Raw genomic sequence first — 23,643 nt, 5'->3', positions numbered from 1 at the left:
GATTAAAAATTTTTTATTACAATTAAAAGACTAAGCGATTACAATTTACGGACATAAGCGGTTGGATTCTCTTTTTTTGATATGATACTGTTAACAACAAAGATAGATAGGGTGAACGTGATGATTGGTAATCGAGTCAAAGCATTAAGACAAGAGAAAAAAATGTCTTTATCAGAGCTTGCAGATCAAGCAGGAGTAGCTAAATCCTACTTAAGCTCATTAGAGAGAAATTTACAAACGAACCCTTCCATTCAATTCCTCGAAAAAATCGCAGCTGTACTCAATGTACCTGTTGATCACCTTATCCATGATCAAATTAATAAAGAAGAATTAGATACTGATTGGATAAATATAGTCAAAGAAGCGATGGAATCTGGGGTTTCAAAAGAAGAATTTCGGGAGTTTCTCGACTTTAATAAGTGGAAGACTAGAAATAAATAAGACAAGCTTACAAACGAATCTATAAAGATAAAAAGAGATATGAATGAAACCTCCGATAATCTTCGCGTTTATCGGAGGTTTTTTTCTTCTTATATTTTTTTTATTCCATTTTAACCATAATCTTGTAAGCTCATTAATTCGGAGGCCTCAATGTCATGTTATTCCTCTTCTTTAGCTTGTAGAAAAATTCTCACCTCTTCTTTATTTAAACCTAATTGTTTTGCTTCTTCAATAAGGGCAAGCCATTCTTCATCTAGTGTTTCTATAACTAAAGACCTTTCCAAATTAAATCCCCCTTTAGACTTGAAGCATATTCTCAATTAGTCCTATTTTGCAATAAATCCCGCTTTATTTTCAGACTATTGTAGATATTTACATTTTACTACTAGTTCATTCTAAAATCTGCTAATTTTTTTCTTCATTTTCAATCAAAAAACGACAAGTGTATAATGAAACTTGTAGAATAGAGGAAAAAATCGGAACTTTTGAGTCAAAAAATACCTACAAATAAAAAAACCGAACATCAATTCCTCCTTTAAAAGTTTGATTGATGTTCAGCTTCCTCTTTGATTTTTAAAATTGGATACTTTTATATCTTGAATTATAATTGCATAGCAAGTTTTGCCCCAATTTCGGCATTATGCTTAACTAATGCAATATTGGCTGCCAAGCTCTTACCACCGGTTAATTCTTTAATCATAGATAAGAGGAATGGTGTTATCTCTTTCCCTGAGATACCTTCTTCTTCTGCATGAACAAGAGCTTGATCAATCATCTCATTCATTTCCAGTTCATTCATAGCATCTGCTTCTGGTATTGGATTAGCAATAACTAGCCCTCCATTTAAGCCTAGTCCCCACTTTACCTTCATCATTTCAGCAATCTCTTTTATCTCATCTACACGAATATTGACATTATACGGGCTCTTTCTCGTATAAAAAGCGGGTATCTTATCTGTACGGTAACCGATGATTGGGACACCATATGTTTCTAGATATTCAGCTGTTAATTTAATATCCAGAATCGATTTAGCACCGGCACAAACGACAGCGACATTTGTCTTTGCTAATTCCTGCAAATCGGCTGATATATCCATTGTTTCACTTGCCCCTCTGTGGACACCACCAATACCACCTGTTACAAAAACTTCAATCCCAGCTAGTTCTGCACAAATCATCGTGGCAGCAACAGTTGTCGCTCCATGTTTCTTCGCTGCAATGACATAGGGAAAATCTCTTCTGCTAACTTTCATAATTGAATCGTTCGTTGCAAGTAGTTCAAGTTCTGCGTCTGATAGTCCGATTTTAATTCTACCTTCTATAATAGCAATGGTTGCTGGGATTGCCCCATTCTCCCTGATAATCATTTCAACTTCTTTGGCTGTTTGTACATTTTGAGGGTAAGGCATACCGTGAGAGATGATTGTTGATTCTAGTGCGACAATTGGTTTTAACTGTTTTTTTGCTTCGATCACCTCATCAGAGTAATCTAACCAATCTTTTCTCATTTGTAACAACTCCTCTAAAAATATTCTTGAAAGGCATGTTGTAGTTTCTTTGGGTTTAATTGTGGATGAACCGTTTCCTTACTTGTAAGCGTTACACTTGCACAGATAATTCCTATTTTACAAGCATCTTCTATATGCATTCCTTTATGATGTGCATAAATAATTCCTGATGCTAAGGCATCTCCAGCACCTGTTACATCAACGACATGAACAAAAGGGGGCATAATAGCTCCTGCCTCTCCATCTTGTGTGGCGAAAACAAGGCCATTTTCCCCTCTCGTTATTATCACTCTTTCTACACCTTTTGCTAAAATGATTTCACATGCTTTAAAGTAATCTCCTTCACTTGTAAGTTTTACTCCTGAAAGCAAACTTGCCTCATCTTTATTGGCAATAAGAAAACTCACACCTAATAGTTGAGCAGGGAGTCTTTTTATTTTCGATGTAGATACTGTTGTAATACATAATGGTGTGTTGAATTGTTTACATTTTTCTATTACTCTTGTCAATATAACACTTGGGAAATTCGTATCTAGAACAACCATTTTAGCCGAAGTAAAATACCCCCATCGTAATTCAATTATCTCCACATCGAGGTCATCGTTAATTCCCATATCAGATAATGCTAATTTCATTTCTCCCTTTTTATCCAACACTGCTGTATAAGTTCCTGTTCGGCAAGTAGGTATAATTATCGAAGGTGTTGTATCTACTAGTGGCTTTAGGCGATCTAACAACCATATACCTTCGTGATCTTCACCAATAGCAGATAATAAAGAAACGGACATTTCAAGTCTAGCCAAATTCTCCGCGATATTCCTTGCTACCCCTCCTCCTGATTGTTCAGTTTTCGCAGAATTCGATGTCCCTTCCTCTAAGCCGTCCACAGCTTGCAATTTTCTATCAATATTGGCAGCGCCCACACATAAAATAGATGGTTGCTTTGGTAAAATATAAGCCCTACCTAATATATAGCCATTTTTTGTAAGAGAGGAAATATAGCCTGCGACGGTAGAACGAGAAATGCTTAAGCTGTCTGCTAGCTCAGACTGTGAAATATAAGGATTATCTTTTATGGAATTTAAAATTTGCTGCTCTTTTTCATTCAATGGCTCCCCCTCCTGAGAACATTTGTCTATATTATAAACAATAGTTTGATATTTCTGCAAATTCTAATTATAGCTATACTATTTCTCATAAAAAAACAGATAAACTTTCTCAAAGTTTATCTGTTGGTTGTCAGTTCTCTCGGAAGTATTAAAATTTCTACTCTACGATTTCTTTCTCTTCCCGTAACCGTTTCATTCGATTCTTTAGGTTTATATTCACCAAACCCTTTGGCGCTAAACCATTCAGGATTAAGCTCTGGATTATGTAAAAGCACTTTCATGAAATTGACAGCTCTCATTACACTTAGTTCCCAGTTTGACTCAAAATTAGCATTTCGTATCGGTATATTATCCGTATGGCCACTAATAATAATATTTCTTGGAGGGTTCATCACAAGTAGATCAGAGATTTCTTCTGCTGTTTGTATATCTCTAGTTCTCACTTCTGCACTACCTGAAGAGAATAATACATTATCTCGAATCGTCACAAGCAGGCCTTCAGTTGTAAGCTCCGTTTCAAACTTATCAGTAATATCATTACTTATAATATAGTGATCAACTTTGGCTTTTAACTTTTTAAGTTCCTCAGTATCTTGTTCTTCATCAGATAGACCAGACAATTGACTAGCTGACACACTTTCTTTTTTTTGAGGGGCCATACTTCCTTCTGGCATTGGGCTAGGAAAATCAATTACACCATTACCTCCAGAAAAAACTTCATTAAAAGCTGTGGACATTTTTTGGAACTTTTGAACATCGATTGCACTAGAAGCAAATAAGACGATAAATAAAGCAACTAATAATGTAAGTAAATCCGCATAAGGCAGTAACCAGGATTCATCAACATGCTCATCTTCGTGACTCTTCTTCTTCCTTCTAGTCATGATTCTTTGCTTCCTTCATCTAGAAATTCTTTTCTTTCTTTTCCTGGTAAGTAGGAAGATAGTTTTTGTTCAATCACACGTGGAGATTCTCCCTCCAAAATAGATAAAATCCCCTCTATCATCATCCTCTTATGTTTAGCTTCTATTTTAGATTTCCTCTTTAACTTATTTGCGAATGGATGCCACAATACATATCCCGTAAAGATACCTAACATCGTGGCCACAAATGCAGCACTTATTGCTTCACCTAAAGCGTTAATATCGCTCATATTTCCTAATGCCGCAATTAATCCAATTACTGCACCTAATACACCTAGTGAGGGGGCATATGTTCCTGCTTGAGAAAATATTTGCGCTGCCGATTGATGGCGCTCTTCCATTGCATCAATTTCTTCATTTAATACGTCTCTAATATAATCGGCACTCTGTCCATCCACTGCTAGTGATAAACCATTCTTCAAAAAGGGATCATTGATTTCATTTATTCTTACTTCTAATGATAACAACCCCTCTTTTCGTGCAAGCTGAGCCCAATCAGCAAATTGGCTAATAATTTGAGACATCGGTAATGTCTCTCTTTCTTTGAATATGACGCTCATTATTTTAGGTATTCTTTTCACTTCAGAGACTGGAAAAGCGATTAAAACAGACGCTACTGTTCCAACGATAATAATCATAACGGCAGCGGGATTTACTAATACACCCAGTCCTACTCCTTTTAGAAACATACCTAACACAACTGCAATAATTCCTAATATGACACCTATCCAAGTTGTTTTATCCATCCTTATCACACCTACTTCAAAAAATACTTACTTCAAAACTTTTTACTCATTACTTTTTTATCAGATACTGGTTTCTTTGTTTTATTTCGACATATTTCTATGTAATTGAAGTAACTTAATAAGGTCTTTTATCCTATTTGTCTTTTTGTGTTTATATACATAAAAAAACCACACAAAAATGAATGAATAGCATCATTTTTGTATGGTTATTTAAAAAGCTTGTTTTCGATTTTCTGTTCATAATTTTTGAAAATTTGTGTGTTTGTTGCCACTTTTCTTTCTGATAACAATGCTTGAAATTTTAACCTCTTTTCATTCAGCTCTTTTTTTAGTTCTCCTTCTTTCTCTTCATTCTCACAACTTGCAATTAATTGTTCAATTGTTAGCATCTCTTTCCTAAGATCAATTTCTTTTGTTGTATATCCTGCATTTTTCATTATTTTATAAGACATTCTTAGAGATTCTGGTACCCCGCTTAGTTCATCTTTCGGTAAAGGCTTACCATGCCCTTTTAAATGAGCAAACTCTCCCTGTCTTTGCGCTTGTTTGATTTTCTCTTCTGCTAAAATTGAGAATAAATCCATTAAATTATCACCTCATCTTCATCTTATTATACTCCATACAGTTACATATCCCTAACGAATGAAGGGAAATATAAAATGGAAAGGAGCGATTCACTATGTCAAGAGGTAAACATTTTAATCATAAGAACAAACAGCATCCAGGTGCGTTTAATGAACAATATCAAAAAGAAAAATCAACTGAAGCTCAAGAAGACGAGGAGTTTTTAGTCGTTCAAGAAGCCTTTAAAAATCGCATTGAACAAAGTGAAAACCGTTAATATTTTTATTAGGCTGTAACCTTAGGGCTTACAGCCTTTTTTATAAAAAAAGTTAATGATAAGCTTTAATTTTTAGCCACTCTGTGCAATTTTCGATATCGTTAGAAAAAATACGATCCTGGTTAATTGTTGGTACAATTGTTCGACCTTGTTCATATAGTGAGCGGGTATGATTAGCCATTTTATCTATTCCCTTAAATTCAACCGCTTGCATAGCACAAATCAATTCAATTGCGATAACTTTATTTACATTTTTTATGATTTGATAGGCATGCCTTGCACCAATCGTTCCCATACTTACGTGATCCTCTTGATTAGCAGAAGAAGGAATAGAATCAACACTAGCAGGATGAGCCAGTGTCTTGTTCTCTGACACGAGTGAAGCTGCACAATATTGCATAATCATGGCACCTGATTGCAGCCCCGGTTCTGGGCTAAGAAAAGCGGGCAATTGATTGAGTTGTGGATTAACTAACCTTTCTATTCTTCTTTCAGATATATTCGCTAACTCAGCAACCGCAATTTTCAAAAAATCCATAGCTAACGCAATTGGTTGACCATGAAAATTCCCGCCTGAAATTACTTTTTCTCCATCATCAAAGATTAAAGGGTTATCTGTTGCAGCATTCATTTCAATTTCGAGCTTTTCTTTCACATAGTTAAGTGCTTGCCAAGTAGCACCGTGCACTTGCGGAATACATCTTATAGAGTAGGCATCCTGGACCCTCATTTCTCCTTGAACAGTAGTTAACTTACTACCACTTAAGTATGACCTCATTCGTTTTGCTGTTGCGATTTGTTCAGGATAACCACGAGCTTCATGTACTTTATGATCAAATGCATCGATTATTCCATTTAATGCTTCTACCGATATAGCTGCAATCTTTTCGCTTTCAAAAGCTAAGTTTTCTGCTTCAATATAGGCGATAACTCCTTGAGCGGTCATAGCTTGCGTACCGTTAATCAACGCAAGACCTTCTTTTGCTTCTAAAGTCAGCGGAGTAAGATCACATGCCTGTAGTACTTCTGCGCTCTTTTGTTTTTGTCCATTGAAAAAGACTTCACCTTCACCAACTAGTGTAAGTGCTAAATGGGATAGTGGTGCTAAATCACCACTCGCACCTAAGGATCCTTGCTGAGGAACGACAGGATGAATACGTTGATTAAGGTAAGTAAGTAGTCTATTAATTAATGCAAGACGAACCCCTGAATGCCCTTTTATAAGCGCATTAGCCCTTAACAATAACATTGCCCGAGAGACCTCCTCTGAGAACTCCTCACCCACTCCACATGCATGAGAGCGTATTAAATGGATCTGCAACTCCTCTACATGTTTGCGATCAATATGAACATCACTAAACTTTCCGAAACCAGTCGTAATCCCATATACAGTTTTACCTTCCGCAACTATTCTCTTTACAGCCATATGACTTCTTTCTACATTTTCTATACTCATACGGGCAATATTAACTTCTTCTCCGTGAAAGACCACCGCTTTCACTTGCTCTATCGTCAGGTGTTCCCCTGTTAATTCAATCATCTTATTACCTCCTTATCACATTAGCAAAATAAAGAAAAGACCCGAGTATCACCGAAATGATACTTGGGTCTTTTTATTAAAATAAAATTATTCTTATTTACGTTCATGATACTTCACCTATTTGATCTGTCTTATATCTATATTATAAAGCGGTGCTTACTCATGTCAATTGATTTTTACCATATTCTACCTGGTTACCATGTTAGCAAAATAAAGCACTAGAGCAACCCATATAAATTCATTCCATTTTCCGCTATAATAATTAACGACCCTTTAGTTTAGGAGATTGTTTTTTTTGGAAGGGAGAAAATATGAAATCATTAGTATTAGCCGAAAAACCAAGTGTCGGCAGAGAAATAGCCAGAGTATTAGGATGCAATCAGTCGCATAAAAACTATATAGAAGGCAAGCATTATATTGTTACATGGGCGCTTGGTCACTTAATAGAACTCAAGATGCCCGAACATTACGATAGCAAATACAAACAATGGAAACTAGAAGACCTGCCAATTATTCCTGATAAAATGGGCATCAAGGTAATGAAGCAAACAAGTCATCAATTTAAAACGGTCGAGCATCTTTCCAAGCGAAATGATGTAGGAGACTTTATTATCGCAACCGATGCTGGGCGTGAAGGTGAGTTAGTTGCTAGATGGATTTTAGAGAAGATTAAATGGAAAAAGCCAATCCACCGCCTCTGGATCTCATCTGTCACCGATCGAGCAATACAACAAGGATTTAAAAACCTTAAACCAGGGAAAGACTTTTTAAATTTATATGATTCTGCTGTTTGCAGAGCTGAAGCAGATTGGCTCATCGGATTAAATATTTCACGTGCATTAACAACGAAGTATCAAGAACCTCTTTCTGCTGGTAGAGTGCAAACTCCAACGCTTTCCCTTATTATGGATCGTGAGAAACAAATCCAGAAATTCACCCCACAGGATTATTGGATGATTCATGCAAAAGTGGGCGTATTAGAAACAGAATGGGAAAACAATGGTGAGAAACGAATCTTTAATAGTGATCAAGCTGAAACGATTAAAAAACAAACAGCAAAAGCAAAAGCAACAGTGCAATCGATTACTCGGAAAGAAAGAAGTGAAGCACAACCACTTCCATATGATTTAACTGAGCTACAACGCGATGCCAATAAAAAATTCGGCTTCTCAGCTAAAAAAACATCATCTGTACTGCAAAAATTATACGAACAACATAAAATCGTAACGTATCCACGTACAGACTCTCGTTATTTAACAAGCGATATGGAAAGTACAATGATGGAAAGATTAGAGGCAATTGCTGGTTCTTATAGTACAGAAGTAAAACCTTTGCTTGCGAAAAAGGGTAAGGTACTAGCCAAAAAGGTATTTAATAATAGTAAAGTGACGGATCATCATGCTATCATACCAACGGAACAAAGAGTACATCTCAGTGATTTATCAACAGATGAGAAAAAATTATTTGATATCATTGCTAAGCGATTCCTTGCTTTATTTTATCCGCCATATCAATATGAAAGTGTACTATTAAAGTTAGATATAGCTGGTGAAACGTTCGTAGCTAAAGAAACCCATATCATTGACTTAGGGTTTAAAACGCTCCATTCATCTACGAATGAACAAAATTCAAAGACTGCGTTGAATCAGTTACAACAAGGGAAACAGCTGCAAGTTCATACAGTCGAGACGATAAAAAAATTAACAGAGCCCCCTGCTCGCTTAAGTGAAGCCGATCTGTTACAAGGGATGGAGAAATTTGGTTTAGGTACACCTGCAACGCGTGCCGAAATTATCGAAAGACTTATCTCATCAGAAGTAGTAGAAAGACAAAACGGGCGCTTTCATTCCACCCAAAAAGGAAAGCAGTTAATGGATCTTGTAAATGATGAATTAACATCCCCAGCATTAACAGCTAAGTGGGAAAAAGAACTTGAAGCCATCGCACATGGAAAAGCAAAACGTGATGACTTTCTAAAGAAAATTAGACAACAAACGAAGCAAATAGTATCCGAAGTAAAGAAAAGTGATAAATCTTACCGCGCCCATAACTTAACCGGATCGAAATGTCCTGAATGCGGCTCTTTCTTAAAAGAACGGAATACGAAAGATGGGAAAATCCTCGTTTGTTCGAGTCTGGATTGTAACTTCAGAAAAAGAAAAGATCCAAAGCTTTCTAATCGTCGTTGTCCTCAATGTCATAAAAAGATGGAAGTTCACAACGGGAAAGCTGGCACATACTTCCAATGTCGCAAATGTAATGTGGTTGAAAAAGCGGCAGATAAGAAACAAAAAGTCAATAAACGTGAAGAAAGAAAGCTTGTTCAGAAATACTCTGCTAAAAATGATCAATTCGGTACGAGCCTTGGTGACTTGTTAAAACAAGCAATGGAAGATAAAGAGTAAACATACACTGTCAATCCAGTAAGAATCTTGCTGTTTTGGCAGTTTTTTTGTTATATCATGAACAACTTCTTGCTTATGTTTTACCATGTAAACCGTGTAGTTCTTCCCTCTATCTTGTCATAAAGATAAAAAGTTTCTTTTTTCCTATAGAAAAGTTACAATAAGTAAGAAGTTTTTGACAAAGGGAGTGTACATAGTATGAGTACTTTTGAAGAAAAGCTCGACAAATATGCAGAATTAGCAGTTAGAGTGGGTGTCAATATTCAAAAAGGTCAATCATTAGTCATCAATACTTCTATTGATTCTGCCCAATTGGTTCGAAAAATTGTAAAAAATGCTTATGAAGCTGGTGCTGATCAAGTTATTGTGAACTGGAATGATGATATTGTTTCTCGTACAAAGTATGAATTAGCACCGATTGATTCCTTTAAAGAGTATCCGAAATGGCGTGCGCGTGAAACGGAAGAATTAGCAGAAAACGGAGCAGCTTTTATTGCGATTGTCTCTTCTAGCCCTGACTTACTGAAAGGAATTGACCCTGAGAAAATCAGCACATTCCAAAAAGCATCAGGTCAAGCATTAGCAAAATATCGTAAAGCTGTGCAAACAGATAAAGTAAGTTGGACAGTAATATCCGCACCTTCTCAAGCTTGGGCGAATATGGTGTTCCCTGACGCAAAAGAAGAGGAACGAGTCAACTTACTATGGGATGCTATCTTTAAAGCAACACGAACTGATTTAGATGATCCTATCCAAGCATGGAAAGATCATGATCAAACATTGCATGAAAAAGTAGAATACTTAAACGAAAAACGTTATAAAAAATTACATTACACCGCACCAGGAACAGATTTGACGATTGAATTACCAGAAAAACATTTATGGGTTGGTGCTGGAAGCGTCAATGAAAACGGTCATGAATTCATGGCAAACATGCCAACAGAGGAAGTGTTCACAGTGCCACATAAATATGGTGTAAATGGCACTGTCGCAAGCACAAAACCACTTAGTTATGGTGGTAACATTATTGACCGCTTCTCCATTACTTTTAAAGATGGAAGAATAGTTGATTATAAAGCTGAGGAAGGCGAAGCAATTTTAAAACAACTAGTTGAGACAGATGAGGGCTCTCATTATCTGGGTGAAGTCGCGCTTGTACCATTTCAATCACCAATTTCTCAATCAAACCTTCTTTTCTATAACACATTATTTGATGAAAATGCATCGAATCACCTCGCTATCGGCAGCGCCTACGCCTTCTGTGTAGAAGGTGGCAAAAAAATGAATAGTGAAGAGCTAGAAACAAACGGATTAAACGAAAGCATCACCCATGTAGACTTTATGGTCGGTTCCTCTGAAATGGATATTGACGGTATCCTTGAAGATGGTACAACAGAGCCAGTATTCCGTAAAGGGGATTGGGCATTTTAACAAAGAAATATTGCGTGAGCACTCTTCAGACCCAAACGTTAGCGTTTGGGTCTACTTTTCGTGATTTTTTGGGGATACAATATCTTTTGTGAATGAGCAAGCACGCCCCCTGAGCATTCTGTTTTTTGTGAATCATACATTATTGTTATTCCTACTACTCTAAGTAATATTGCTTTTTGAGGAACAGATTATTGCGGAGCGCTCATGCTCTGGTTTCTCTCTGAGTGACTTGCTAATCCCTTTTGCGTGGCGCTCAGTTCTTATTTTCTTTCTGAGTGACCTGCATACTCCTTTTGCAAAGCACTCAGTTTTAGTATTCTTGCTGAGTGACCTGCTAACTCTTTTTGCGAAGCGCTCATGCTCTGGTTTCTCTCTGAGTGACTTGCTTTTCCCTTTTGCGCGGCGCTCAGTTCTAGTTTTCTTTCTGAGTCACCTGCAAACTCTTTTTGCGAAGCGCTCACTCTCTCTTTTCTTTCTGAGTGACTTGCTAATCCCTTTTGCGAAGCGCTCATGTTCTGGTTTCTTTCTGAGTGACTTGCTGTTCCCTTTTGCGCGGCGCTCAGTTCTTGTTTTCTTGCTGAGTCACCTGCAAACTCCTTTTACTAAGCGCTCACTCTCTCTTTTCTCTCTGAGTGACTTGCTGTTCCCTTTTGCGCGGCGCTCAGTTCTTGTTTTCTTGCTGAGTGACCTGCTAACTCTTTTTGCGAAGCGCTCACTCTCTGCTTTCTCTCTGAGTGACTTGCTAATCCCTTTTGCGTGGCGCTCAGTTCTTGTTTTCTTGCTGAGTGACCTGCTAACTCCTTTTGCGAAGCGCTCATGCTCTAGTTTCTCTCTGAGTGACTTGCTGTTCCCTTTTGCGTGGCACTCAGTTCTTGTTTTCTTGTTGAGTGACCTGCTAACTCCTTTTGCAAAGCGCTCACTCTCTACTTTCTCTCTGAGTGACTTGCTGTTCCCTTTTGCATGGCGCTCAGTTCTTGTTTTCTTGCTGAGTGACCTGCAATCTCCTTTTGCGAAGCGCTCATGTTCTGGTTTCTCTCTGAGTGACTTGCTGATCCCTTTTGCATGGCGCTCAGTTCTTGTTTTCTTGCTGAGTGACCTGCTAACTCCTCTTACTAAGCGCTCACTCTCTCTTTTCTCTCTGAGTGACTTGCTAATCCCTTTTTCAAAGCGCTCAGTTCTTATTTTCTTGCTGAGTGACCTGCAAACTCTTTTTGCGAAGCGCTCACTCTCTCTTTTCTCTCTAAATGACTTGCTAATCCATTTTACAAAGCGCTCACTCTCTGCTTTCTCTCTGAGTGACTTGCTACACCCTTTTGCAAAGCGCTCAGTTCTGTTTTTCTTTCTGAGTGACTTACCATGCGAGAACCCTTTGAATTTAGGCAGCACAAATAGGCTGCTACTATCTTGTTTTTTAAAATTTCGCAGCCTACCTATGATCAAAATATAATGTTTTATTGCTTACTTAATGAGATTTGCTTGATCTCTCCTGATTCATCCGTATAGGTTTTAAGAACATATTTATCTGCAAGAAATTCAGAATAGATTAAACCGTTCTCCTCTTCTTGTCTAACTGGATCTCCTAATAACTTCTTGAGATCTGCTAATGAAGATTGTAATCTTTCCCCTGGGATGGCAACTGTAGATACAGCCCCATCTTCTCTGTTATAGTAGTAGATTGTTTCTGGATACATTAAATACTGTTGACCATGAAGTATTCCCTCTTGAATGTAATAAGGGTTAGATTTTTTAATGTCTTCTATGTTCGTACCAATTGGATAAGGGCCACCCATAGGTATACCCATTTTCGCTCTTTCAATTACTTCTTTAGTCAACTCAATATTTTCATAAGGATAAAACACTTCTTCCGTCTCGCTCCAAATATCCATCCAAGACTGATCTAATAATGATTGATAAGCACCAGAATCTTCAGTTACCGTTGCTTCATCATGGAGTGAAAGGACTAATGGATCATTTTGTAATTCCCAGCTGAGAAAAATCGATTCATTTTGATTAACCGGATAGGCCGATTGAAGGACATTTTGACTTAAGGATTTAAGTTTTCTATCTGTTAAGTTAAGCAATTCTCCACCTTCAATCGGTACCTCTCTTAATATCCCTTGGTCCATTGAAATAACTCGAAGTGACGATACTTCCTCACTCTTTTCAAGTGATAATATAATAAGAGTTTGTTTATTTGTATTCAGTGAATAGATATTATTTTTATTGAATTTCTCATAGGCAAGCTCTTGGCTATATGCCATTTTGCCGTTCTCTTCAGCAACAAAAAATGAATATTGATTGCTATCATCTTGATTTGAGGAAATATATACTTCATAACTTTTTTCCCCATCCACCATTGTTGTTTCGTAAATGGCATTTTCTTTAAGGACTGCCACCTGTTGTTTTTCTACTTCATCCGCTTCATGAGCAACAGTTGAACTTGGCTCCATTTCTTGTTTATTCACCTTTGACTCATTCATGCAACCAGACATGAGAGTAGTTAACATTAATATATATAAATATTTCTTCATTTAAATCTCCCTATCAACAAAAATCACTTGGCCCTTGCCAAGTGCTTAATATTCTAAGTAAAGTCCTTTTTATGAAAGACTAGTCGTCAATTCTATTTTTAAGCTATCATACATTTCTTTATTGACATTCTAAATTGTAACAAATCTGAAACAATACTACAAACAGAATAAATAATCGTAAAGTAAACTTAATGTCCTGATTTCTCCCGTTTACTATGTTTAAATATTTATATACAATGTTTCTTAAAGAATTCAACATAAGAACTACTTTTTGATTTGGAGGGATTTTTTGCTATGTTACAAGAATTTAAGAAATTTGCTATGAAAGGAAATGTGTTAGACCTGGCAATCGGGGTCATTATAGGGGCAGCTTTTGGAAAAATTGTTACTTCTCTAGTGAATGATCTGATTATGCCTATTCTTGGAATCTTTATCGGTGGAGTCGATTTCACAAAACTCTCTTATTCCCCTCCATTTGGGGAATCTGTTATACTATATGGACAATTTATTCAAACCGTTTTCGACTTTTTGATTGTCGCTTTTTCCATTTTTCTTTTTGTCCAATTTATGAATAAAAGAATTAGGAAGAAAGAAGAAGAGAGTACGCCTGAATCGCCAGAAAAAGATGCAAAAGAAGAATTACTAATCGAAATTCGTGACTTGTTGCAAAAACAAGAGCAGAACTCACTTGATATAACAAAAAAACAAAATCATGAGTCCTAAATAAAATCTAGGAATATTTATATGAGTGGCAAAAAGAACAAATGATAGACATCTCATCATATCATTTGTTCTTTTTCCTATTTCCCACATAAATGCTCCTGCATCAATACACACAGGTAATCTTATATAGAAAGAAGTGGTCCAATGCCATCATCTATTCAAAAACAATATTTTCGTCGTGTTATTATTATTTTTGTGATTTCTCTTGCTATTGCCACTATTGGAGTCTTCCTTGGTACAGTTGTTCCAAGCCAATATTTTCTTCCGATCAAGATAATTGAAGTAATTATGTTAATCATCGCTTTTTTTCTTAGACGAAAAAAGGGGATTTCCTACTTTTTCTTATTCTTATTTACCTTTATATCTGGTTTGTCTATTTATCCCATTCTATATCAATATGTGTCTTCAATAGGTATGCAAACGATACTAATGACGCTCATAGCAACAACTATCATTTTTATTTTTATTGCGAGCTATGCCACTATTACAAATAAAGATTTTAGTTTTTTAGGCGGTATATTATCAATTGCCTTACTTGCCTTTATCATCATGGCTATCATACGAATCTTTTGGCCATTAGATGACACTTCACTACTCATTTATTCATTTATAGGTGTCCTTATATTCAGTGGCTATATTCTATATGACTTTAATCGTTTGAAAAGATACGGTATTAAAAAAAGTCAAATTCCAACTTACACTTTGAATTTGTATTTAGATTTTATTAATCTCTTCCTAAACTTACTTAGACTAATTGGTTTACTGAAAGATAGAAAATAACAAGTAACATGATAAAAATGACAGAATACTTCTGTCGTTTTTTTTATGCCCAAAAATGAATAAATCTGGATAATCGGAACACTTTATAAACATAATACGAAAAAAGGAGGTTTTTTACGAATGGCAGAACAACACTCTGAAAAGAAAATGTCAAGAAGGCGCTTTATTAGAAACTCTGGTTACGTAGCAGGTGGACTTGTCGGTGGAGGAATCATCGGTGGGCTCATTGGTGCCAATATGAATGATGAGCAAGAAGGTACAAATACACAAGGGGAACATCAAGGAACCAGCTTTCTACAAGCACCTCTTTATTTTACAAACCCTGAAATGTTTGCCGTTTTAGTCGCTGCTTCTGAAAGAATTTTCCCAAGCGATGATAACGGTCCAGGAGCTGATGAATTAGGCGTTGCCTATTATATAGATCACTCGCTCGCTGGTTCTTGGGGGAACAATGCTCGTGAATATATGCAAGGACCTTTCTTTCCAGGATCTAACTTCCAAGGTTATCAATCCCCTCTTAAGAGACATGAAGTATTTGATACAGGTATAAAGGCATTGCAAAAAGTGGCAAATGACAAACACGATAAGAATTTCCCTGACTTGGAAGGCGAACAACAAGATGCTATCTTAACTTCCTTCCAAAATGATGAGGTTGAGCTCAAAGGAGTAACATCCAAAACCTTTTTTAATATTCTCAGAGCAGCCACGATTGAAGGCGTATATGCTGACCCTGCATATGGAGGAAATATTAATATGGAAGGCTGGAAAATGAAAAACTATCCTGGGCATCAAATGAGTTATTACGACAAAATTGAATCAGATGAATTTATGGAAATTGAACCACAAGCCCTACATTCTTATACAAAATAAGTGGATTGAACAGGAGGAAATACAATGGCTGAAAAATTACCTAAAACCGATGTCGTCATCGTCGGTATGGGCTGGGCTGGTAGCATTATTGCTGCCGAGCTTGGTAAGGAAGGATTAAAGGTTGTTGGATTAGAACGAGGTAAAGAAAGAGGCTTGAAAGATTATTATGTCGTACACGATGAGCTTCGTTATGCTATTCGTTATGAATTAATGCAAGATTTATCAAAGGAAAGTTTGACTTTCCGTAATAATCAAAAGGAAAGAGCCCTTCCCATGCGTCAACTTGGTTCTTTCCTATTAGGTGAAGGTTCTGGTGGTTCTGGTGTTCACTGGAACGGCCAATCCTTCCGTTTTTTGCCTTATGATTTTGAAATTCGATCAAAAACAATTGAAAAATATGGTGAAAGTAAAATCAAAGGATTACAAATTCAGGATTGGGGCATTACATACGACGAATTGGAACCATATTTTGATAAATATGAGAAGGTCGCTGGTATTAGTGGTGAAGAAGCTCATTTTGGACCGGAACGTTCCAATCCATATCCGACACCACCGATGAAAGAGACACCATTAACCAAACGGTTTAAAGATGCAACAAACTCATTAGGTATGCATCCATACCATATGCCTTCAGCTAATTTAAGTGAACCATATGAGAACATGTACGGTGCAAAGATTGCTAACTGTCAATATTGCGCATTTTGTGAACGCTTTGGTTGTGAATACGGTGCAAAGGCAGATCCAACTGTTGCCGTCATTCCTTATGCTAAGGAAACAGGCAATGTAGATATACGCAATTTTGCTAATGTAACTGAAATCATCCATGAAGGTGGAAAAGCAACCGGTGTGAAATTCGTAGATGTATTAACGAAAGAAGAATTTATTCAACCGGCTGATACAGTCGTGCTTACGAGCTATGTCATGAATAATACGAAACTACTTCTCCATTCAAAAATAGGCAAAGCCTATAACCCAGAAAACGGGACTGGTGTGATTGGTAAAAACTATTGTTATCAGATTCTCCCTGGCTCTACAGGCTTTTTTGAAGAAGAACGCTTTAACACTTTTATGGGGGCAGGAGCATTAGGTGCAACAATTGATGATTATAATGGTGATAACTTTGATCACTCAGATCTAAACTTTATCCATGGTGGCTCTATCTCCATTAATCAATCAGGTAAACGACCGATTGGCTCAAATACCGTTCCATCTGGTACACCAAACTGGGGAGCTGAGTTTAAGGCACAATCCATTAAGTATTTTACAAGATCACTCAATATTGGAACACAAGGTGCTTCCATGCCTGTACAACATAATTTTATGGACCTTGATCCGACGTACAAAGACGCTTATGGTCTACCATTGCTTCGTTTAACTTATGACTTTACAGAACAAGATAAAGAGCTTTATAACTATATCGGCAAAATTGCAGATCAAATTATGCTTGAAATGGGCGCAGATAAAGTAAATGAACGTTCGAATCTTGAAAGTTATGATATTGTGCCATATCAAACAACCCATAATACAGGTGGTGTCATTATGGGCGCTGAACCGGAAACATCTGCTGTTAATAATTATCTGCAAATGTGGGATGCTGAGAATGTATTTGTTGTAGGTGCCTCTGCTTTTGCGCATAATGGGGGCTATAACCCAACGGCAACTGTTGGTGCCCTCGCATTCAGAGCAGCAGAAGGTATCCTCAAATATAGCAAAGAAGGTGGCATGCTCGCCTAATTAGGAGGAAAGGGGTTGATTTGTAATGGGTTTAACAAATATCGGAATACCAGGTTTAATCATTATCCTTGTCATCACCTTAATTATATTTGGACCAAAAAAACTACCTGAAATTGGTTCAGCTTTCGGAAAAACATTAGCTGAATTTAAAAGATCGACAAGAGAAATTATGGACGATAATGAGAAGGAAACTTTGACAGTGGCTGCTAAAAATGAAGAGGAATCTAAATAACATCTGTGATGGGGGCTGTAAAGATGGAGAATAATGACCAAACACTAGTGGAGCATTTAACTGATTTAAGAAAAGTGCTCATTCGATCGATTGTCTTCTTTACCTTTTGTTTTATCCTTTGCTTAGTGTTTATTAACCACCTTATTCCCATTCTAGCTAATGACTATGATCTCGTCATGCTAGGGCCATTAGATGTCATTAGACTATACACAGGGATTGCCGGTAGCATTAGCCTCGGCATTTCCCTTCCCTTCATTGCTTTTCAAGCATGGCTATTTATTAGACCTGCATTAAATGATAAAGAAGCAAAAATCTCAATCATGTTCATTCCAGGAATTATTTGTAGCTTCGCCATTGGCTTATCATTTGGTTTATTCATTGTATTCCCAACCATTTATGGTTTTCTCATGCACCTTGGCGAAAGTAATTTTTCTATGATGATTACTGCTCGAGAATATTTCTCATTTTTATTGATTTCTACTATTCCGTTTGGGTTTCTATTTGAAGTTCCATTATTACTAGTCTTTCTCACAAATATCGGGGTCGTATCCCCAGAAATGCTAAAGTCAGTAAGAAAATACGCATATGTGGTGCTTGCTGTTGTTTCTGCGCTCATTACGCCACCAGACTTTTTCTCACAAATACTCGTACTCTTTCCATTAATTGGACTATATGAACTCGGACTGTTTCTTTCAAAGATCAGCTATAGAAAACGATTGGTCATGGAAGCAGAGTTAAATAAAGGGTAGTTTACTGATAGTGAAGACGATAGTATTCTCGTGGACATCTTTAAAATAGGTAAATGAAGAAATACAATCTCTAATAAGGAACAAGGATTGTATGAAGAGGAATCCAATCTTAGTTATTTTTTAATTAGATTTCGATATTGCTCTATAAAATGCTTAGGTACATCTTTCATATAAAAAGGATATACACCACGATTAGTATGTAAATACAATGTACCTAGCTTTTTTTTCGATTCTCTAAATGAAATATCAAAAACAGCTTGGATATCTATTTCGTCTTCACTCCATATAATTTTCTCATCGAAAAGTTTGATTTCACTTTCTATTTCCTCATACTTTTGGACATTCCAATCAATTTTACGCACAACTTTTATATAAGTAAGACTAGCTATAAGTTCCAATGGCGAACCCCCAATATTTAATATCTCCATTCTATTGGATTGTTAGTGAAAACGATAATAATTTGCTTAAAAGTAAAGAAACCATTTTAGCAACGTTAAAAATGTTACTATTTATTGTTTCAATTCGAGCTGATACCTACTCCCCTATGTAACTTCTCAAATAAATCTTAACTGTATTCTAGCCAGTTAAACTTAATATCAAAAGCAAAGAAAGAATGGATGCTCTTCTTTTTGCATTTAAGAACCAGCTTCCGATTCTTTCATATGATTACGAACAGTTCAAAACAATGTTCCGAATTAAAGTACACCAGAAAATAATCTCGCAAATGACTCTTTTGTTCTTTCTAATAATCCTCTTTTGTAAAACTGTACCGGACTTATTTTAAAACTATCTTTCATATCATCTTCATAATGAGCAACTAAATCTCTAATAGAACTTGTCCCGTAAAGAAAAACATTCACCTCGAAGTTCAAATGGAAACTTCTCATATCCATATTAGCAGTACCAATACTGGCTAAATTCCCATCAATAATAATTATTTTTTGATGAAGAAAACCTTTTTTATATGAATAGATCTCTACTCCATAGCGAAGAAGTTCAGAAAAATAAGAACGGCTAGCATATTGCGTAAAAAAACTATCATTGATTTCAGGGACGAGAATTCTCACTTCAATCCCTTTTGCCGCAGCTACTCTTAATGCCGTACGAATGGCTTCATCTGGTACAAAGTAAGGGGTAGCAATCCAAATGGAATAATCAGCAGACGAAATCATCGAATAATAAAAATCCCCCATAATACCCTGTTGCGTATCTGGTCCACTGGCAACGACCTGAAGCGCTCCGTCTACCACATCATCTTTTTTATGTATAGGCTTCCTATCATTACGATATTTATCCAACACCTCTTCATTAGCAACATATTCCCAATCTAATAAAAATATCGTGTGTAGTATATAGACAGCTTCACCCTTTAATAAAAGATGGGTATCTCGCCAAAATCCAATTTGCTTATCTTCACCCAAATATTCATTTCCAACATTCAATCCACCCGTAAAGCCGATTTCTCCATCAATGATGATAATCTTACGGTGATTTCTAAAATTAAATTTCTGATTAAAAAAACCATACTTTAAAGGCGAGAATGGTTTTACTCGGATGCCAGCATCTAACATCTGGTTGATATCTTCCGCATGCAGTGTTAAGCTCCCAGCTGCATCGTAAATAAATAACACCTCTACTCCTTGCTTGGCTTTATCCATCAATATCTTCATTATTTCTTTTCCTAAGCGATCAGAACGAAAAATGTAATATTCCATATGAATGAATTTTTTTGCCTGTAACAGCCTTCTCTTAATTTCAAAAAAAGTTTCATCACCGTTTTTTAAAATGGTTGCTTTAGACTTCGTACTTATCGGAGTTAATGATGAATGATTAGCAAATTCCGCAAATCGAAGCTGGCCATCTTGGAGGAATGATATGTCTTGTTCTTCTTCTCTATGCATTAAGCGTTTCCATTCATCTCTATCTCTGCTACGTTTACTTTTAAATAAATACCCTTTCATATATAATTGCCCTGAAAATAAATAAAATAAATATCCAAACACCGGAAAGAATACGATTACATACATCCATAATAATGTATGCTGTGGGGTTCGATCTTCCAGCATAATGGAATAGCATATCACTAATATTGCCAAACTATAAAATACAAGGCACATTATCGTAGTCATTATACTTGTTGCCATAAAAAGTCCGATATATAATGTAACCATCAGAATGAATACAAATAAAAACTCTACTCTTCTTCTACCTTTCATTACCATGCCCCATCCCGTAAGTTGCTGTTATTATTAGTACCCTAATTTTCATTTAAAGAAACGAGCTCTATCATAATTTTTATAAACGTTGAGGAGAATAAAATGAAAGTCATACCTTTACATAAAGAACATGCCGAAAGTTTCAAACAAATACGTCTCATTGGACTTAAAGAACATCCAGAAAGTTTCGCCTCTAGTTTTGAAGAAGAAGTACAGCAATCATTACTAGATATCGAAAAGAAATTGCTCTCTAGTCAAGCAATCACTTACGGTGCTTTTCATGAAGGTAAATTAGGCGGCATCATCACTTTGTTATATGAAAGTAAATTAAAAATGCGCCATAAAGCACATATCGTTGGTTTATTTGTACGAGAGGAATTTAGAGGGCTTGGGATGGCAAAACAATTAATGAACACGGTCATAGAAAAAGCACAAGGTAGTACGACTATTGAACAATTACATTTAACTGTCATGGCTGATAATCAACCTGCAATAAAATTATACAAAAAACTAGGATTTCGCTCATATGCTCATGAACCTCGTGCTTTAAAAGTGGTCGGACATTATTATGATGAAATTCATATGGTCTTACAATTAAAATGAGTTTGAGGCAGGTGTTTACTTGAACGCCTGCCTTAAACATTACCTCTTATAAAGATTGATATTTTTTTAATATTTCCTGAAGCTTCAATGCTAACCCAACATTACCTTCAACCTTTAAACCACCTGTCATAAACGCTACCGTCGTGTTTAAATCACCTTTTAATAGACTAGAAAAGTGACTATCACTCATTCTTAATTTAACCGCAGGATCGTCAGCTTCCCCTTCAATTACACTTACCTTTCCATCGCATAAAACAATTTGAATGGGGCCACTTTCTTTTAAATCCACTTGAAACACTCTATTTTTTTCATTTACAATATACTCTGGTTGATTATTCATTTTATCCGTCATTTCTTCAAGTTCAAGTAATACAGACATGTTAAGCCTCCCTTTTATCAATAAAATACCTTAAGCTGTAGCAAGGACATGGAAATGCAAACATAAAATAGAAAGAAATTCGTTACTCTAAAATTCACATGATTTTTCAATAGGATTACAGTATAGCGGTAATGATTTCAGTATCTAATTGTCCTCTAAATCTTTCATTTCATCGCAGTAACTTTATTAATATTCTATGTGGTAAATGAATCTTCCTGCCTAAAATGAATAATTATTCATTTTTCTTATTTTACATGAGGAAGTTCTTTTCAAATAAAAAATAACTCGCCAATTGGCAAGCTATTTTTAGTACTCATTCATATAACCCGTGTTATTACACTAAAGAAAGGAATCTATTCTCTCCACGGTAGTTCTGTTCCAAAGCTTTGTGCCCTTTTTTCGCTATCCTTCCTTCTACGCTTTCTATGTTCCGCTCTTTCTTTTGCACTTTCATATAAACTCATTTCTTCGTCAGTCACTGGTACAATTTTAGGAATCGGTGCTGGTTTCCCATCTTCACCAAGTGCTACCATTGTAAGGAAAGATAGTGCACAAATATTTCTATCTCCTGTTAAGAGATCTTCTGAAATAACCTTTACAAATATCTCCATTGAGGACCTGCCTGTATATGTAACAAATGCTTCTAAACAAACCGCATTACCAGCGTAAATAGGATGTAAAAAATCAACTGAATCAGTTGACGCTGTTACAACCGCTTTTCTTGAATGCCTCATAGCTGCAATCCCAGCAATATCATCTATATAAGCCATTAACTTCCCACCAAACAGCGTCCCATGTCCATTTGTATCTGGTGGTTGAACAATACTTGTTTTTACAACATATGATTCTTTACAAAACTTTGATTCACTCACACTATTTTCTCCCTTCATAAAAGTATCAAAGGATACCTTTATATATCATACCTCATTACCGTTATTTAAAAAATGAATTCTTCTTTTTTGGCCTGAGTGTGTCCCCTGTCCATCCTTTTTTCACCAGCAACATATAAACAGCTACAGTAGATAGAATAATAACGATTAATGCACCTGCGTAACCCCATTTCTCATCTAATTCCGGCATAAATGTGAAATTCATCCCCCAAAGAGCTCCCCATGCACTAATTGGTGTAAATAATGTCGTAATAACTGTTAAAGTTTTTATGACTTCATTTCCTCGATGGGAGGATACCATTTCTTCAAAATGTACAAGGTGATCAATTTCTTCAATATACTCTTTCGTTAACATACTTCCTCTCTCTAATCTTTTTCTCATATTTTTATAATGCTTTGTCTCAACAATTTCGCTTGAAAATGCTTCTTCCAAACCAAACGATAATTCTATAATTGGAATCATAAAGTTTTTCCAAACTAACACTTCATGCCTTAACTGAAAAATTTCTTCTAATCGATCAATACTGTTCTTTTGTTTGATTTCCCAAAGTAAATCGTTTAATTTCAGCTCAAAATCATCAATTCTTTTAATACTATTCTTTAATATCTCAGCTAAAAGAATAGAGAAACCAGCAACTGCATTTTCAGCTTCCATCATATCATCATTAATATGACTATCCTGTTCAAATTCACTCGTTATCAATACATGTTCTGTTAGAAAATAATGGAGAAGTTTATATTCATTTTGTTGATTAAGCTTTTGTTCATAAATGAGCGATCCACAAATGTAGCTTTTCCCTTCCGTTGAACGCAAATGGAGATGATTTGATTCTTGCGAGGAAATATGCTCAATCCACATTTCTATCTCTTCTTTATAAAAAGGGAATTCTAGATGTTTGTTTGCTTCTGGTTCAAAAAAATTAAGCCATCGCCAATTATTCATCTCTTTTGTATCCATTCATTCTCACCCTCCTACTTTAACATTCCCTGAAA

26 protein-coding genes are annotated in these 23,643 nt (G+C 36.1%); 11 read left to right on the top strand and 15 right to left on the bottom strand.

Going from position 1 to position 23,643, the window contains the following annotated elements:
- Window positions 1–120 precede the first annotated feature (120 nt).
- On the top strand, window positions 121–441 hold the full coding sequence (locus MHI57_RS22165) for a helix-turn-helix domain-containing protein (RefSeq protein ID WP_095370084.1): 321 nt from the start codon (window positions 121–123) through the stop codon (window positions 439–441).
- Between the two features lie 158 nt (window positions 442–599).
- On the opposite strand, the gene sinI is transcribed toward MHI57_RS22165, so the two are convergent.
- From sinI to MHI57_RS22135, 6 genes are all read right to left on the bottom strand, one after another.
- Window positions 600–725 carry a DNA-binding anti-repressor SinI gene (gene sinI / locus MHI57_RS22160; RefSeq protein ID WP_157733760.1) on the bottom strand — a complete coding sequence of 42 codons (126 nt, stop codon included), beginning with the start codon at window positions 723–725 and terminating at the stop codon, window positions 600–602.
- Between the two features lie 317 nt (window positions 726–1,042).
- Complete coding sequence (locus MHI57_RS22155; RefSeq protein WP_095370086.1) at window positions 1,043–1,948, bottom strand: pseudouridine-5'-phosphate glycosidase; 906 nt, start codon at window positions 1,946–1,948, stop codon at window positions 1,043–1,045.
- A gap of 14 nt (window positions 1,949–1,962) precedes the next feature.
- A complete protein-coding gene (locus MHI57_RS22150) occupies window positions 1,963–3,057 on the bottom strand; it encodes a carbohydrate kinase (RefSeq protein WP_340978198.1) in 1,095 nt (364 codons plus the stop codon).
- A gap of 116 nt (window positions 3,058–3,173) precedes the next feature.
- Complete coding sequence (gene motB / locus MHI57_RS22145) at window positions 3,174–3,941, bottom strand: flagellar motor protein MotB (RefSeq protein WP_095370087.1); 768 nt, start codon at window positions 3,939–3,941, stop codon at window positions 3,174–3,176.
- Window positions 3,938–4,726, bottom strand: a complete 789-nt coding sequence (motA, locus tag MHI57_RS22140) for a flagellar motor stator protein MotA (RefSeq protein WP_095370088.1) — start codon at window positions 4,724–4,726, stop codon at window positions 3,938–3,940. Before motA ends, motB begins: the two co-directional genes overlap by 4 nt.
- Window positions 4,727–4,932: 206 nt before the next feature.
- Window positions 4,933–5,310, bottom strand: coding sequence for a DnaJ family domain-containing protein (locus MHI57_RS22135; protein WP_095370089.1), 378 nt, complete (start codon window positions 5,308–5,310; stop codon window positions 4,933–4,935).
- A gap of 95 nt (window positions 5,311–5,405) precedes the next feature.
- On the opposite strand from MHI57_RS22135, the gene MHI57_RS22130 reads away from it, so the two are divergent.
- Complete coding sequence (locus MHI57_RS22130) at window positions 5,406–5,567, top strand: hypothetical protein (RefSeq protein WP_224935434.1); 162 nt, start codon at window positions 5,406–5,408, stop codon at window positions 5,565–5,567.
- A 52-nt stretch (window positions 5,568–5,619) separates the two neighbouring features.
- Here the strand turns inward: MHI57_RS22130 and hutH are convergent, their stop codons facing one another.
- Window positions 5,620–7,107 (bottom strand): histidine ammonia-lyase, encoded by a 1,488-nt coding sequence (gene hutH, locus MHI57_RS22125; protein WP_307319365.1) that lies wholly within the window; start codon window positions 7,105–7,107, stop codon window positions 5,620–5,622.
- 311 nt (window positions 7,108–7,418) lie between these two features.
- Between hutH and MHI57_RS22120 the strand changes: the two genes are divergently transcribed.
- Window positions 7,419–9,512 (top strand): DNA topoisomerase III, encoded by a 2,094-nt coding sequence (locus MHI57_RS22120; RefSeq protein WP_095373503.1) that lies wholly within the window; start codon window positions 7,419–7,421, stop codon window positions 9,510–9,512.
- Between the two features lie 198 nt (window positions 9,513–9,710).
- The gene (locus MHI57_RS22115) at window positions 9,711–10,943 is read left to right on the top strand and encodes an aminopeptidase (RefSeq protein ID WP_095370091.1); all 1,233 of its coding nucleotides are present in this window, start codon (window positions 9,711–9,713) and stop codon (window positions 10,941–10,943) included.
- Window positions 10,944–11,203: 260 nt separating this feature from the next.
- Here the strand turns inward: MHI57_RS22115 and MHI57_RS22110 are convergent, their stop codons facing one another.
- The 3 genes from MHI57_RS22110 to MHI57_RS22100 all read right to left on the bottom strand — a co-directional run bounded on the left by MHI57_RS22110 (window position 11,204) and on the right by MHI57_RS22100 (window position 13,474).
- The gene (locus MHI57_RS22110) at window positions 11,204–11,455 is read right to left on the bottom strand and encodes a hypothetical protein (RefSeq protein WP_340978197.1); all 252 of its coding nucleotides are present in this window, start codon (window positions 11,453–11,455) and stop codon (window positions 11,204–11,206) included.
- A gap of 90 nt (window positions 11,456–11,545) precedes the next feature.
- Window positions 11,546–11,761: a hypothetical protein gene (locus MHI57_RS22105; protein ID WP_340978196.1), complete on the bottom strand. Its 216-nt coding sequence runs from the start codon at window positions 11,759–11,761 to the stop codon at window positions 11,546–11,548.
- A gap of 633 nt (window positions 11,762–12,394) precedes the next feature.
- A complete protein-coding gene (locus MHI57_RS22100; RefSeq protein ID WP_095370093.1) occupies window positions 12,395–13,474 on the bottom strand; it encodes a hypothetical protein in 1,080 nt (359 codons plus the stop codon).
- Between the two features lie 294 nt (window positions 13,475–13,768).
- Between MHI57_RS22100 and mscL the strand changes: the two genes are divergently transcribed.
- The 6 genes from mscL (at window position 13,769) to tatC (ending at window position 18,562) form a co-directional block, all read left to right on the top strand.
- Window positions 13,769–14,197, top strand: a complete 429-nt coding sequence (gene mscL / locus MHI57_RS22095; protein ID WP_340978195.1) for a large conductance mechanosensitive channel protein MscL — start codon at window positions 13,769–13,771, stop codon at window positions 14,195–14,197.
- Window positions 14,198–14,341: 144 nt separating this feature from the next.
- The gene (locus tag MHI57_RS22090; protein ID WP_340978194.1) at window positions 14,342–14,977 is read left to right on the top strand and encodes a Bax inhibitor-1/YccA family protein; all 636 of its coding nucleotides are present in this window, start codon (window positions 14,342–14,344) and stop codon (window positions 14,975–14,977) included.
- A 120-nt stretch (window positions 14,978–15,097) separates the two neighbouring features.
- Window positions 15,098–15,847 carry a gluconate 2-dehydrogenase subunit 3 family protein gene (locus MHI57_RS22085; protein ID WP_224935411.1) on the top strand — a complete coding sequence of 250 codons (750 nt, stop codon included), beginning with the start codon at window positions 15,098–15,100 and terminating at the stop codon, window positions 15,845–15,847.
- A 24-nt stretch (window positions 15,848–15,871) separates the two neighbouring features.
- Entirely contained in the window at window positions 15,872–17,581 is a 1,710-nt protein-coding gene (locus MHI57_RS22080) for a GMC family oxidoreductase (protein ID WP_251163115.1), read from the top strand.
- A gap of 25 nt (window positions 17,582–17,606) precedes the next feature.
- Complete coding sequence (gene tatA, locus MHI57_RS22075; RefSeq protein WP_224935406.1) at window positions 17,607–17,813, top strand: twin-arginine translocase TatA/TatE family subunit; 207 nt, start codon at window positions 17,607–17,609, stop codon at window positions 17,811–17,813.
- Between the two features lie 23 nt (window positions 17,814–17,836).
- A complete protein-coding gene (gene tatC / locus MHI57_RS22070) occupies window positions 17,837–18,562 on the top strand; it encodes a twin-arginine translocase subunit TatC (RefSeq protein ID WP_224935404.1) in 726 nt (241 codons plus the stop codon).
- Window positions 18,563–18,675: 113 nt separating this feature from the next.
- Here the strand turns inward: tatC and MHI57_RS22065 are convergent, their stop codons facing one another.
- Window positions 18,676–18,960: a hypothetical protein gene (locus MHI57_RS22065; protein WP_095370100.1), complete on the bottom strand. Its 285-nt coding sequence runs from the start codon at window positions 18,958–18,960 to the stop codon at window positions 18,676–18,678.
- Window positions 18,961–19,257: 297 nt separating this feature from the next.
- Window positions 19,258–20,778 (bottom strand): cardiolipin synthase, encoded by a 1,521-nt coding sequence (gene cls, locus MHI57_RS22060; RefSeq protein WP_095370101.1) that lies wholly within the window; start codon window positions 20,776–20,778, stop codon window positions 19,258–19,260.
- Window positions 20,779–20,880: 102 nt separating this feature from the next.
- Here cls and MHI57_RS22055 point away from each other — a divergent pair, with 102 nt between their 5' ends.
- Window positions 20,881–21,381: a GNAT family N-acetyltransferase gene (locus MHI57_RS22055; RefSeq protein WP_340978193.1), complete on the top strand. Its 501-nt coding sequence runs from the start codon at window positions 20,881–20,883 to the stop codon at window positions 21,379–21,381.
- Between the two features lie 46 nt (window positions 21,382–21,427).
- Here MHI57_RS22055 and MHI57_RS22050 read toward each other — a convergent pair whose 3' ends face one another.
- The 3 genes from MHI57_RS22050 to MHI57_RS22040 all read right to left on the bottom strand — a co-directional run bounded on the left by MHI57_RS22050 (window position 21,428) and on the right by MHI57_RS22040 (window position 23,608).
- Window positions 21,428–21,760 (bottom strand): SCP2 sterol-binding domain-containing protein, encoded by a 333-nt coding sequence (locus MHI57_RS22050; RefSeq protein ID WP_095370103.1) that lies wholly within the window; start codon window positions 21,758–21,760, stop codon window positions 21,428–21,430.
- 353 nt (window positions 21,761–22,113) lie between these two features.
- A complete protein-coding gene (locus tag MHI57_RS22045; protein ID WP_095370104.1) occupies window positions 22,114–22,632 on the bottom strand; it encodes an acyl-CoA thioesterase in 519 nt (172 codons plus the stop codon).
- A 61-nt stretch (window positions 22,633–22,693) separates the two neighbouring features.
- Complete coding sequence (locus tag MHI57_RS22040) at window positions 22,694–23,608, bottom strand: magnesium transporter CorA family protein (RefSeq protein ID WP_340978191.1); 915 nt, start codon at window positions 23,606–23,608, stop codon at window positions 22,694–22,696.
- Between the last annotated feature and the right edge of the window lie 35 nt (window positions 23,609–23,643).

It is taken from the genome of Cytobacillus sp. FSL K6-0129, from assembly GCF_038007625.1.
Classification (GTDB): Bacteria; Bacillota; Bacilli; order Bacillales; family Cytobacillaceae; genus Cytobacillus; species Cytobacillus kochii.
The sequence above is the reverse complement of the archived record's forward strand: the minus strand, read 5'-3'. Positions and strand labels throughout refer to the sequence as shown.

Coding starts and splice junctions, on each gene's coding strand:
- MHI57_RS22130 (WP_224935434.1), top strand. CDS start 5,406: ATGTCAAGAGGTAAACATTTTAATCATAAGAACAAACAGCATCCAGGT.
- motB (WP_095370087.1), bottom strand. CDS start 3,941: ATGACTAGAAGGAAGAAGAAGAGTCACGAAGATGAGCATGTTGATGAA.
- cls (WP_095370101.1), bottom strand. CDS start 20,778: ATGAAAGGTAGAAGAAGAGTAGAGTTTTTATTTGTATTCATTCTGATG.
- MHI57_RS22040 (WP_340978191.1), bottom strand. CDS start 23,608: ATGGATACAAAAGAGATGAATAATTGGCGATGGCTTAATTTTTTTGAA.
- MHI57_RS22110 (WP_340978197.1), bottom strand. CDS start 11,455: ATGAGCGCTTCGCAAAAGGGATTAGCAAGTCACTCAGAAAGAAAAGAG.
- MHI57_RS22120 (WP_095373503.1), top strand. CDS start 7,419: ATGAAATCATTAGTATTAGCCGAAAAACCAAGTGTCGGCAGAGAAATA.
- mscL (WP_340978195.1), top strand. CDS start 13,769: ATGTTACAAGAATTTAAGAAATTTGCTATGAAAGGAAATGTGTTAGAC.
- MHI57_RS22115 (WP_095370091.1), top strand. CDS start 9,711: ATGAGTACTTTTGAAGAAAAGCTCGACAAATATGCAGAATTAGCAGTT.
- tatA (WP_224935406.1), top strand. CDS start 17,607: ATGGGTTTAACAAATATCGGAATACCAGGTTTAATCATTATCCTTGTC.
- hutH (WP_307319365.1), bottom strand. CDS start 7,107: ATGATTGAATTAACAGGGGAACACCTGACGATAGAGCAAGTGAAAGCG.
- MHI57_RS22090 (WP_340978194.1), top strand. CDS start 14,342: ATGCCATCATCTATTCAAAAACAATATTTTCGTCGTGTTATTATTATT.
- MHI57_RS22085 (WP_224935411.1), top strand. CDS start 15,098: ATGGCAGAACAACACTCTGAAAAGAAAATGTCAAGAAGGCGCTTTATT.
- MHI57_RS22055 (WP_340978193.1), top strand. CDS start 20,881: ATGAAAGTCATACCTTTACATAAAGAACATGCCGAAAGTTTCAAACAA.
- MHI57_RS22135 (WP_095370089.1), bottom strand. CDS start 5,310: ATGGATTTATTCTCAATTTTAGCAGAAGAGAAAATCAAACAAGCGCAA.
- MHI57_RS22165 (WP_095370084.1), top strand. CDS start 121: ATGATTGGTAATCGAGTCAAAGCATTAAGACAAGAGAAAAAAATGTCT.
- MHI57_RS22105 (WP_340978196.1), bottom strand. CDS start 11,761: ATGAGCGCTTCGCAAAAGGAGTTAGCAGGTCACTCAGCAAGAAAACAA.
- motA (WP_095370088.1), bottom strand. CDS start 4,726: ATGGATAAAACAACTTGGATAGGTGTCATATTAGGAATTATTGCAGTT.
- MHI57_RS22050 (WP_095370103.1), bottom strand. CDS start 21,760: ATGTCTGTATTACTTGAACTTGAAGAAATGACGGATAAAATGAATAAT.
- tatC (WP_224935404.1), top strand. CDS start 17,837: ATGGAGAATAATGACCAAACACTAGTGGAGCATTTAACTGATTTAAGA.
- MHI57_RS22080 (WP_251163115.1), top strand. CDS start 15,872: ATGGCTGAAAAATTACCTAAAACCGATGTCGTCATCGTCGGTATGGGC.
- MHI57_RS22155 (WP_095370086.1), bottom strand. CDS start 1,948: ATGAGAAAAGATTGGTTAGATTACTCTGATGAGGTGATCGAAGCAAAA.
- MHI57_RS22100 (WP_095370093.1), bottom strand. CDS start 13,474: ATGAAGAAATATTTATATATATTAATGTTAACTACTCTCATGTCTGGT.